This window comes from Citricoccus sp. NPDC079358 (assembly GCF_040702545.1).
In the GTDB taxonomy this organism is placed as follows: Bacteria; Actinomycetota; Actinomycetes; order Actinomycetales; family Micrococcaceae; genus Citricoccus.
Genome location: NZ_JBFBLI010000037.1, coordinates 1 through 1425 on the forward strand (window position 1 = coordinate 1; position 1425 = coordinate 1425).

At 67.2% G+C, this 1425-nt stretch carries 1 protein-coding gene; it reads left to right on the plus strand.

What is annotated here, in order from left to right; all coding sequences use genetic code 11:
- The first annotated feature begins 121 nt into the window (after positions 1-121).
- Positions 122-1369, plus strand: coding sequence for an IS256 family transposase (locus AB0333_RS16940; protein WP_366219841.1), 1248 nt, complete (start codon positions 122-124; stop codon positions 1367-1369).
- Positions 1370-1425: the final 56 nt, after the last annotated feature.

Here is a 1425-nt window from a genome sequence, read left to right on the forward strand (position 1 = left end):
AGTAGTGCCCCCTAAAGTGGTGTAGCCCACGGTGGCCAGTTCGTCGCTCGCGACGTAAAGCGCGGCCACCGTGTGATCCGTCGAGGAAACTCTCACATCCCACTCGAAAGGCATCATCACGATGACCGCACCTCATATTGTCGACCCTGCCCGCCTGCTGGGCGAAGCCCTCGCCGATTCCTCGCCGGATTTGATGCGGCAGCTGCTGCAGACCATGATCAACGCGCTGCTGTCCGCCGACGCGGACGCCGTCGTCGGCGCCGAATGGGGGCAGGCGTCCCCCGACCGGGTGGCGCAGCGCAACGGTTACCGGCACCGCGATCTGGACACCCGGGTCGGCACGATCGACGTCGCGATCCCGAAGCTGCGGCAAGGGACTTACTTCCCCGAGTGGCTGCTGGAGCGCCGCAAACGGGCCGAGACCGCGTTGATTACCGTGATCGCGGACTGCTACCTCGCCGGCGTCTCGACCCGCCGGATGGACAAGCTGGTCAAGACCCTCGGGATCCACTCGCTGTCGAAGTCGCAAGTGTCGCGGATGGCGGCTGAGCTCGATGAGCACGTCGACCAGTTCCGCCACCGCCCACTCGAAGATGCCGGGCCGTTCACGTTCGTCGCCGCCGACGCACTGACGATGAAGGTTCGTGAGGGCGGCCGCGTCATCAACGCCGTCGTGCTGATCGCGACCGGCGTCAACGCCGACGGCCGCCGCGAGGTCCTCGGCCTGCGGGTCGCGACCAGCGAGACCGGCTCGGCCTGGAACAGCTTCTTCGCCGACCTCGTCGCGCGCGGCCTATCCGGGGTCCGCCTGGTCACCTCCGACGCCCACCAGGGCCTGGTGGAAGCGATCGCCGCGAACCTGCCCGGCGCGGTCTGGCAACGCTGCCGCACCCACTACGCCGCCAACCTGATGAGCGTGACACCGAAGAGCATGTGGCCAGCCGTCAAGGCGATGCTGCACTCCGTCTACGACCAACCCGACGCCGACAGTGTCCACGCCCAGTTCGACCGGCTCCTGGACTACGTCGACGGCAAGCTCCCCGACGCCCACGACCACCTCGACACCGCACGAGCGGACATCCTCGCGTTCACCGGGTTCCCCGAAGGGCTCTGGCAGCAGATCTGGTCCAACAACCCCAACGAGAGACTGAACCGCGAGATCCGCCGCCGCACCGACTCCGTCGGCATCTTCCCCAACCGCGACGCGATCATCCGCCTCGTCGGCGCCGTGCTCGCCGAGCAGACCGACGAATGGGCCGAAGGACGCCGCTACCTCGGCCTCGACATCCTCGCCAAGTCCCGACTCACCCTCGTCCCCGACAACAGCACCGAGGAGGCGGCCGACACCACCCTCGAACTCAGCGCCTGACCAACACCAACAACAGAAGGATCACCGATCACTACACCACTCCACGGGGCTTGACC

What these genes read in the sequence shown, in the direction of transcription:
- AB0333_RS16940 (WP_366219841.1), top strand. Translation starts at nt 122, where the DNA reads ATGACCGCACCTCATATTGTCGACCCTGCCCGCCTGCTGGGCGAAGCC.